Origin of the sequence: Pseudomonas sp. WS 5532 (assembly GCF_012985445.1) — a bacterium.
Taxonomy (GTDB): Bacteria; Pseudomonadota; Gammaproteobacteria; order Pseudomonadales; family Pseudomonadaceae; genus Aquipseudomonas; species Aquipseudomonas edaphica.
This window is the reverse complement of sequence record NZ_JAAQWK010000029.1, coordinates 60097-69455: the sequence shown is the minus strand read 5'-3', so window position 1 is coordinate 69455 and position 9359 is coordinate 60097. Positions and strand designations below refer to the sequence as shown.

The window sequence follows — 9359 nt, the reverse complement described above, 5'->3', positions numbered from 1 at the left end:
TGGGGTCCGGGTGGCGAAAACGTAAGAAATACTCGTCGAATTGATTGTTTTTTGATCATTTGGCGAGTTTAAAAGTTGCGCTAGGTGGTATGCCGGGGAAATACATGGCTACTTCAGACCATCCCTAAGCGCTTCCCTGTGACTGCCTCTTTTAGGACGCATAGAGGCGACATTAATTCCCATGGCGGCATCATACAGGTCTGCGATACATCATTCGCATTGTTTAAGCCAACGTTTATGACGGCCAGAATAGACAGTGAATGATAAAGTTGCCTCTTTATCCTTAAAGGAGCAGGGCAGTGCGTAAAGTAGCGATGGCAATTGCGGTGTTGGCGTTGGCCGGTTGTGGTGAAGGTAAACCGGTTGACGCCCCCAAGGCCAAGCCTACCGTGACCGAGAGCCAGCCACAAACCGGGGCGATTGCCGCTCAGGAATGGGATGTATGGGTAGGCCCGCCGGACCATAAGCTGCAAGCAATCACCGACCTGACTGCCTGGTTGCTCGAACATGGTTTCAACTTCTATATCGTCAAAACAGACGGCAAGGACGAGGTGTATCTAGGCCCGTTCGCGAGCAAGGCCGAGGCTGAAGCCAAGCAGGCGCTGCTGACCGAAAAGCTCGCACGGGCCAAGAAAAACGATACCGAATCAGAGGTTATCGAGCACAAGGTCGCGCAATAACCGGCAGGGTGGGCGGCAACTCCGCCCACGCTCAACCGCAGGTCTTCAGGTTTACCGGGCCGACGAACTCGTTACCGCGCCCCATCACACACGCCACAGTCTGGTTGCGCTGGCGCTCCCAGGGTTGCACCGGATAGGTCTTGTTCCAGGCTTCATACAGCTGGCGGTCCTGTTTTGACAGGCGCAAGCCGTATTGTTTGCTCATGTAAAAATACGTTCGGGCGATCATTCCGCGAATAGACGGGCGGGGCATGACTTTTTTGGCCTTGAAATCGACCTGGGTCAGGCATGAGCCGTACTGCCCGCGTTGCGCCGGCAGCCAGCCAAAACTGAAGTTGTTACGGTCGCCATTGACCTCGCCGATGCTCGGCACCAGGTTGTGCAGGTCCGCCTCGGCGCGCTTGAACACATCATCGTGACGCGTACAGTTTTTGCGCCCGCCGGCTTGCCAGCACTGGCGCTGATGCCCGATCTGCCAGGCCGGGACGATATGTTCCCATTCGATGCGTGCGGCACGGTTGGCATTTTTGCGCGGTACGTAACCGCAGGCTTTCAAATCGACCCGGTTGCCGGTGTATTTGCAGCCACAGTAGAACTCCGTGGATTGCGGGGCGTAGAGCTTCCAGGCGACTTTCTTGGCCTCGCTGAAGGTTCGAGGCGCCTGTGCGTGGGCTGTAACGGCAAAAAACAGGCAAAAAACAGCAATAAAACGGCCACTCATTGAATCAATCTTCCTTCGGCACAACCCAGAAAATCTGCACGCCACCGTCATCCCGGTAGGCGAGGGTGACGTTGTCGTTCTCCGCAATCTCCTCCAGCAAGCGCGCCCATTCCTCCTCAGGCTCATCCGGCAAGCGGAAGATCAAGGCCGCCTTGGCTTTCTGGGCGTTGGTCGAATTGATGATTTTTTGCACGCGAACGGCAAGGCGTGCGTAGGCGTCAGGGGTTGGCGCTGCAGAAGAGGACGTTGCCACGGAGTATTCCTTAGTGTGCTGTACGGGCATACAGTATTTAACTGTTACGATTTTCGCAACTGCTTAAAATTCAGAAGGTTTATGTGGCGGCGATTCGAGCGGGGTTATGCAGCGCGGGGAGTTGTATCCAGGTGTAAGAGGAGAGGTAGAGGCGGGCAAACCCGCCTCTACGCGTGTTACCGGGGGATCAGTATTCCCAGAACATCCGTTGCAGCTCTTTGCTGTCCTGGGTCTTGGTCAGGGCAACCATCGCCAGAATCCGGGCTTTTTGTGGGTTCAGGTCATGTGCGACGACCCAGTCGTACTTGTCGTCAGGCTGTTCGGCATTGCGCAGAACGAAACCACCGGCATTCACGTGGGAAGAACGAATGATCTGCACACCTTGCTTGCGCAGTTCCTGCAGGGCAGGCACCACCTTGGAAGACACCGAACCGTTACCGGTACCGGCATGGATGATGGCTTTGGCGCCGGCCTGGGCCAGGGCTTTGACAGCCGTGTCGCTCACGTTGCCGTAGCCGTAGGCGATTTCAACGTCCGGCAGGCTCTTGATGGTCTTGATGTCGAATTCGGAATCCATGGTGTGACGCTTGGCAGGCAAGCGGAACCAGTAGGATTTGCCTTCAACCACCATGCCCAGCGGGCCCCATGGGCTCTTGAACGCTTCAGTCTTGATGTTGATCATTTTGCTGACGTCGCGACCCGATTGGATCTCGTCGTTCATGGTCACCAGTACGCCCTTGCCGCGCGCGTCTTTGCTGCCGGCAACGGCCACGGCGTTGTACAGGTTGAGCATGCCGTCCGCCGACATGGCGGTGCCTGGGCGCATGGAGCCGACCACCACGATTGGCTTGTCGGTTTTTTCCACCAGATTGAGGAAGTAAGCGGTTTCTTCCAGGGTGTCGGTGCCGTGGGTGATCACGATACCGTCCACGTCCTTGCTGTCGGCCAGTTCGGCAACACGACGGCCCAGTTGCAGCAGGTTTTCGTTGTTGATGCTTTCGGACGCAATTTGCATCACTTGTTCGCCGCGTACGTTGGCGATCTGACTAAGCTCAGGAACGCCGGCGATCAGTTGTTCGATGCCGACTTTGGCCGCCTGGTACGTGGCACTGTTGGCCGCACTGGCGCCGGCGCCAGCAATGGTGCCGCCGGTGGCGAGGATCACGACGTTGGACAGTTTGGTCTTGGTTTCAACTTCCTTTGCCTGGGCGGCAACGGGGAACAGCAGCAGGAGGGCGAGGGCGCCCGGAACAAAAGTCTTCAGTGCAGATTTCATTATTTTTCTCTCTGGTTTTTGATGAGTGCTGTAGCAGGTTCATCGAGAACACCCGGGCCGTTCTGAATGCCGCGAGGTGCTTGGAAAGAGCAGGATTTGTACCAAGCCCATGATGTTCGCGGTCATAAATTAACGTGTTGATTTAAAACAACTTATATTGAATTTTAAGATGAGTGGGCAGCGTGCTCGTCCGGCATTCCGAACAGCAGGGTGGTATTGCGTTCGGTTGTCCGAAAACCATGATGGAATATCAACGGTGGGTGTGGGACTTGGGCGCCATAGCCTGTCGTTTTAGACAACGACCGGGAGAAGCTGAGGTTCAATCCTGCGACCCGCAGGGTGTAGGGGAAGGTAACCGAGCGCCTGGATGAAAGACGCTTTTCACCCGTTGACAAATCTCGACAAGGTTCTCATAGTTTGAACAACGCAAACGTTTGCGAGATGTTTCGCAGTGCAAGCGTTGCTCACAATAATCATAAGATCGGAGTGAACCCATGAAGCTGCCATTTGCTGGACGTCTTCTTGCTGTCGCTGTGCTTGCTGCCGCATCCGCTGCTCTGCCCCTTTCCTCTGCTTTTGCCGATGACGCCGCCGCCAAACCCAAGGTCGGCCTGGTGATGAAGTCCCTCGCCAACGAATTTTTCGTGACCATGCAGGACGGCGCCAAGGCTTATCAGAAAGAACACGCCGCCGATTTCGACATGATCACCAACGGGATCAAGAACGAAACCGACACCAGCGCGCAGATCGATATCGTCAACCAGATGATCCTCGCCAAAGTAAACGCCATCGTGATCGCGCCGGCTGACTCCAAGGCACTGGTCACCGTGTTGAAGAAAGCCTCCGATGCCGGCATCAAGGTCGTCAACATCGACAACCGCCTTGACCCGGACGTGCTCAAAAGCAAAAACCTCGATATCCCGTTCGTAGGTCCGGACAACCGCAAAGGCTCCAAGCTGGTGGGTGACTACCTGGCCAAGCAACTCAAGGCAGGTGACAAAGTCGGCATCATCGAAGGCGTGCCGACCACCACCAATGCCCAGCAGCGCACCGCAGGCTACAAGGATGCGATGGACGCGGCAGGCATGAAGATTGTTTCCACCCAATCGGGTAACTGGGAAATCGACCAGGGCCAGAAAGTGGCGTCCGCCATGCTGAGCGAATACCCGGACCTCAAGGCGCTGTTGGCGGGTAACGACAACATGGCCCTGGGCGCTGTCTCCGCCGTACGTGCGGCAGGCAAGGCCGGCAAGGTATTGGTGGTTGGCTACGACAATATCGAAGCCATCAAGCCTATGTTGCAAGACGGCCGCGTACTCGCGACCGCCGACCAGGCCGCGGCCCAGCAAGCGGTGTTCGGTATCCAGAACGCGCTCAAGCTGGTCAAGGGTGAAAAAGTCGATGCCAAAGACGGCGTGATCGAAACCCCGGTCGAACTCGTCCTCAAGAAGTAATCCTGGCAGCACCCAACAGCGCCCGCTCGTCCTGAGCGGGCGCCTGGAGATTTTCCTATGTCATCTTCCGCCCCGAACGCTGTCCTCTCGGTCAGCGGTATCGGCAAGACCTATGCCCAACCGGTACTGTCCGACATCACCCTGACGCTCAATCGCGGGGAAGTGCTGGCGCTGACCGGTGAGAATGGCGCAGGTAAAAGCACCTTGTCGAAAATCATCGGCGGGCTGGTCACGCCGACCACCGGGCACATGCAGTTCAATGGCCAGGATTACCGTCCCGGCAGCCGCACCCAGGCTGAAGAGCTGGGCGTGCGCATGGTCATGCAGGAACTCAACCTGCTGCCGACCCTGACCGTGGCCGAAAACCTGTTCCTGGACAACCTGCCCCGCAACTGTGGCTGGATCAACCGCAAGCAACTGCGTAAAGCTGCGATCGAAGCCATGGCCCAGGTCGGCCTGGATGCGATCGACCCGGACACCCTGGTGGGGACGCTGGGCATTGGCCATCAGCAGATGGTCGAGATCGCCCGCAACCTGATCGGCGACTGCCATGTACTGATCCTCGACGAACCGACGGCCATGCTCACGGCCCGTGAAGTCGAGATGCTCTTTGAACAAATCACCCGCCTGCAGGCTCGGGGCGTGGCGATCATTTATATTTCACACCGGCTTGAAGAGCTCGCCCGTGTTGCCCAGCGCATTGCAGTACTGCGTGACGGCAAGCTGGTCTGCGTCGAGCCGATGGCCAATTACAACAGTGAGCAGTTGGTGACCTTGATGGTCGGCCGCGAGCTGGGTGAGCAGATCGACCTGGGGCCACGCACCATTGGCGGCCCGGCGCTGACGGTCAAAGGCTTGACCCGCTCGGACAAGGTTCGCGATGTGTCCTTTGAAGTGCGTGCCGGTGAGATCTATGGCATTTCAGGCCTGATCGGCGCCGGCCGCACTGAATTGCTGCGTCTTATCTTCGGTGCCGACTTGGCCGACAGCGGCACCGTGGCCCTGGGTTCGCCAGCCCAGGTGGTGAGCATTCGCTCGCCGGTGGACGCAGTGGGCCATGGCATCGCGCTGATCACCGAAGACCGCAAGGGCGAAGGCCTGCTGCTGACCCAATCCATCAGCGCCAACATTGCCTTGGGCAACATGCCGGAAATCTCCGGTGGCGGCGTGGTCAACAGCCGCGACGAAACTGCCTTGGCCAAGCGCCAGATCGATGCCATGCGCATCCGCAGCTCCAGCCCGGCGCAGTTGGTGTCCGAGTTGTCGGGCGGCAACCAGCAGAAGGTCGTGATTGGCCGTTGGCTGGAGCGCGACTGCGCGGTAATGCTGTTCGATGAGCCGACTCGCGGTATCGACGTCGGCGCCAAGTTCGACATTTATGCCTTGCTCGGCGAATTGACGCGCCAGGGCAAAGCGCTGGTGGTGGTATCGAGTGACCTGCGCGAACTGATGCTGATCTGCGATCGCATCGGTGTGCTGTCTGCCGGGCGCTTGATCGAGACCTTCGAGCGCGACAGCTGGACCCAGGACGAATTGCTCGCCGCCGCCTTTGCCGGCTATCAAAAACGTGACGCGCTGCTCAACGACGCAGTGCTTAGGGAAACACCATGAAAATCACTTCTTCCCCGGGCAAAACCGGCGGCAACTTCTACGGCCTGGGCACCTACCTGGGGCTGGCCGGCGCCTTGCTCGCGATGATTGCGCTGTTCTCGGTGCTCAGCGACCACTTCCTGTCCTATGACACCTTCAGCACCCTGGCCAACCAGATCCCGGACCTGATGGTGCTGGCGGTGGGCATGACGTTCATCCTGATCATCGGCGGCATTGATCTGTCGGTGGGCTCGGTGCTGGCACTGGCCGCTTCGGCGGTCAGTGTGGCGATTCTGGGCTGGGGCTGGAGCGTGTTGCCAGCCGCATTGCTGGGCATGGGCTGCGCTGCGTTGGCGGGCACCATTACGGGTTCGATTACCGTGGCATGGCGCATTCCGTCGTTTATCGTGTCCCTTGGCGTGCTGGAAATGGCGCGTGGCGTGGCCTACCAGATGACCGGCTCGCGCACCGCCTATATCGGTGACTCCTATGCCTGGCTGTCGAACCCGGTGGCTTTCGGGATTTCGCCGTCGTTCATCATTGCCCTGTTGGTGATCATCGCCGCTCAGTTGGTGTTGACCCGTACTGTATTCGGTCGCTACCTGATCGGCATCGGCACCAACGAAGAAGCCGTGCGCCTGGCCGGCATCAACCCCAAGCCTTACAAGATCCTGGTGTTCAGCCTGATGGGCCTGCTGGCCGGGGTGGCGGCATTGTTCCAGATTTCCCGCCTGGAAGCGGCGGACCCGAATGCCGGCTCCGGCCTGGAGCTGCAAGTGATCGCCGCCGTGGTGATCGGCGGCACCAGCCTGATGGGCGGGCGTGGTTCGGTTATCAGCACCTTTTTTGGCGTGTTGATTATTTCGGTACTGGCCGCCGGCCTTGCGCAGATCGGTGCGACAGAGCCAACCAAACGCATCATTACCGGCGCCGTAATCGTGATTGCCGTGGTCCTCGACACCTACCGCAGCCAGCGCGCCAGTCGGCGGGGCTGAACCATGGCAACGATCAAGGATGTGGCCGCGCTTGCAGGTATTTCCTACACCACTGTGTCCCATGTGGTGAACAAGACGCGGCCGGTCAGCGAGCCTGTGCGCATCAAGGTGGAAGCGGCGATCAAGCAACTGGACTACGTGCCGAGTGCCGTCGCGCGCTCGCTCAAGGCCAAGACCACTGCGACCATCGGCCTGCTGGTGCCCAACAGCCTTAACCCGTATTTTGCCGAGCTGGCGCGGGGTATCGAGGATTACTGCGAGCGTAATGGCTATTGCGTGATCCTCTGCAACTCCGACGATAACGCCGAAAAGCAGCGCAGCTATCTGCGCGTGTTGCTGGAAAAGCGCATCGACGGCCTGATCGTGACCTCGGTGGGCGGCGACGACAGTGGCCTTGCCGCAGGCTTGAGCGCGGTGCGCACCCCCATGGTAATTGTCGACCGAGCACTGGACGGCATTGATGTCGACCTGGTGCGCATCGATCATGAGCAGGGTGCCTACCTGGCAACCCGGCATTTGCTGGAGCTTGGTCACCGCGACATCGCCTGCATTGGCGGCCCCAGTCATACCCGCGTGGCGCAAATGCGTCTTGCCGGCTATCACCGCGCGCTGCGTGAGGCGGGCGTGGAAGTGCCAGCCAATCGCACCCAGGAAAGCGATTTCACCAGCACCGGTGGTTATGCCGCAGCGGTACAGCTACTGTCGGAAAACCCGCCCAGCGCGATTTTCGCCAGTAACGATATGATTGGTTTCGGCGTGTTGCGTGCAGCCGCCGAACGCAATATCCGTGTGCCTGGCGAGCTGTCGGTGATTGGTTTTGACGATATTCAAATGGGTCGCTACGTGTACCCGGCGCTGACGACGGTCGGGCAGTCGATCGTGCAACTGGGCGAGACGGCGGCCGAGCTTTTACTGCGACGAATTGCAACACCCCAACTGCCGATCGATCAGCGCATCGTGACGCCGAGCATTGTTTTGCGTGAGTCGACGGCGCCGTTTGCCGGTGTGTTCGCCCAATACCGCTGAACCGAATTGATGAGTACTGATGTATGCCAGCAAAAGTAGTGGTAATAGGCAGCTTGAACATGGACCTGGTCACCCGCGCCAGTCGCTTGCCGCGCGCCGGTGAAACCCTGATCGGCCAGACGTTTTCCACCGTGCCGGGCGGCAAGGGCGCCAATCAGGCGGTGGCCTCTGCGCGCCTTGGCGCTGAGGTGGCGATGATCGGCTGTGTGGGCACGGATGCCTACGGCGCGCAATTGCGTGATGCGCTGCTGGTGGAGGGCATCGATTGCCAGGCCGTCAGCACGGTGGATGGCTCCAGCGGCGTGGCGTTGATTGTGGTGGATGACAGCAGCCAGAACGCGATTGTGATCGTGGCTGGCAGCAACGGTGAGCTCACGCCCGCGTCGTTGCAGGCGGCTGACGCGGTACTGCAGGCAGCAGATGTCATCGTCTGCCAGTTGGAAGTGCCGATGAGCACGGTTGGCCAGGCGCTCAAGCGCGGTCGTGAATTGGGCAAGACCGTGATCCTCAATCCGGCACCGGCCAGTGGCCCGCTGCCAGAGGAATGGTATGCCTCGATCGATTATTTGATCCCCAACGAAAGCGAGGCCAGCGCCTTGAGTGGTGTGACGGTCGATTCACTCGACGGCGCCAAGGCTGCCGCAACGCTGCTGCTCAAGGCGGGTGCCGGCAAGGTCATTATTACCCTTGGCAGCCAGGGCGCGTTGTTTGCCGATGGCAAAGGTTTCGAGCACTTGCAGGCGCCCAAGGTCAAGGCGGTGGACACCACGGCTGCCGGTGACACCTTTGTTGGCGGTTTTGCCGCGGCGCTGGCCAATGGCAAAAGTGAAGCCGAGGCTATCCGGTTTGGCCAGGTGGCTGCCGCGCTGTCGGTCACGCGGGCGGGTGCGCAACCCTCGATTCCTACGCTGCAGGACGTACAAGGTTTTATGGCCTCATGAAAAAGACACCATTGCTCAATATTGCGCTGTCGCGCGTGATCGCATCCCTCGGCCACGGTGACATCCTGGTGATCGGTGATGCCGGCCTGCCAGTGCCGCCAGGCGTCGAGTTGATTGACCTGGCGCTCACCCAGGGCATTCCGGATTTCATCAGCACCCTGCGCATTGTGCTCAGCGAGATGCAGGTAGAAAGCCATGTGTTGGCCGAAGAGATCCTGCTCAAGCAGCCACCTGCGCTGACGCCACTTAATGTGTTGACCGAACAGGCCGCCTTGGGCGAGCGCCGTTTGGTCAGCCATGAAGAATTCAAGCAGCTCAGCCACAAGGCCCGCGCCGTGGTGCGCACGGGCGAGTGCCAGCCGTATTGCAATATCGCGCTGGTGTCCGGCGTTACCTTCTAGAGTTTCCCTACGACAAGGAGTG

10 protein-coding genes are annotated in these 9359 nt (G+C 59.3%); 7 read left to right on the top strand and 3 right to left on the bottom strand.

The genetic code is table 11. The features are described 5' to 3' along the window. Positions 1-314: 314 nt before the first annotated feature. A complete protein-coding gene (locus HBO23_RS30820; protein ID WP_170040742.1) occupies positions 315-680 on the top strand; it encodes an SPOR domain-containing protein in 366 nt (121 codons plus the stop codon). Between the two features lie 31 nt (positions 681-711). Here HBO23_RS30820 and HBO23_RS30815 read toward each other — a convergent pair whose 3' ends face one another. From HBO23_RS30815 to HBO23_RS30805, 3 genes are all read right to left on the bottom strand, one after another. After that, complete coding sequence (locus tag HBO23_RS30815) at positions 712-1401, bottom strand: endonuclease I family protein (RefSeq protein ID WP_056861270.1); 690 nt, start codon at positions 1399-1401, stop codon at positions 712-714. A gap of 4 nt (positions 1402-1405) precedes the next feature. Further along, positions 1406-1654: a DUF1654 domain-containing protein gene (locus tag HBO23_RS30810; RefSeq protein ID WP_017138765.1), complete on the bottom strand. Its 249-nt coding sequence runs from the start codon at positions 1652-1654 to the stop codon at positions 1406-1408. 187 nt (positions 1655-1841) lie between these two features. Further along, positions 1842-2930: an asparaginase gene (locus HBO23_RS30805; protein ID WP_017138766.1), complete on the bottom strand. Its 1089-nt coding sequence runs from the start codon at positions 2928-2930 to the stop codon at positions 1842-1844. A 494-nt stretch (positions 2931-3424) separates the two neighbouring features. Here HBO23_RS30805 and HBO23_RS30800 point away from each other — a divergent pair, with 494 nt between their 5' ends. The 6 genes from HBO23_RS30800 to rbsD are packed head-to-tail and all read left to right on the top strand — an operon-like array spanning position 3425 to position 9337. Then, a complete protein-coding gene (locus tag HBO23_RS30800; protein WP_017138767.1) occupies positions 3425-4384 on the top strand; it encodes a sugar ABC transporter substrate-binding protein in 960 nt (319 codons plus the stop codon). Positions 4385-4441: 57 nt separating this feature from the next. Further along, positions 4442-5995, top strand: a complete 1554-nt coding sequence (locus tag HBO23_RS30795; RefSeq protein ID WP_017138768.1) for a sugar ABC transporter ATP-binding protein — start codon at positions 4442-4444, stop codon at positions 5993-5995. Next, on the top strand, positions 5992-6969 hold the full coding sequence (locus HBO23_RS30790; protein ID WP_099549914.1) for an ABC transporter permease: 978 nt from the start codon (positions 5992-5994) through the stop codon (positions 6967-6969). Before HBO23_RS30795 ends, HBO23_RS30790 begins: the two co-directional genes overlap by 4 nt. A 3-nt stretch (positions 6970-6972) precedes the next feature. Further along, on the top strand, positions 6973-7995 hold the full coding sequence (locus HBO23_RS30785; protein WP_099549915.1) for a LacI family DNA-binding transcriptional regulator: 1023 nt from the start codon (positions 6973-6975) through the stop codon (positions 7993-7995). A gap of 23 nt (positions 7996-8018) precedes the next feature. Then, entirely contained in the window at positions 8019-8936 is a 918-nt protein-coding gene (gene rbsK, locus HBO23_RS30780; protein WP_170040741.1) for a ribokinase, read from the top strand. Continuing rightward, positions 8933-9337 (top strand): D-ribose pyranase, encoded by a 405-nt coding sequence (rbsD, locus tag HBO23_RS30775; protein WP_099549917.1) that lies wholly within the window; start codon positions 8933-8935, stop codon positions 9335-9337. The genes rbsK and rbsD overlap by 4 nt, the downstream gene beginning before the upstream one ends. The last annotated feature ends 22 nt before the right edge of the window (positions 9338-9359 follow it).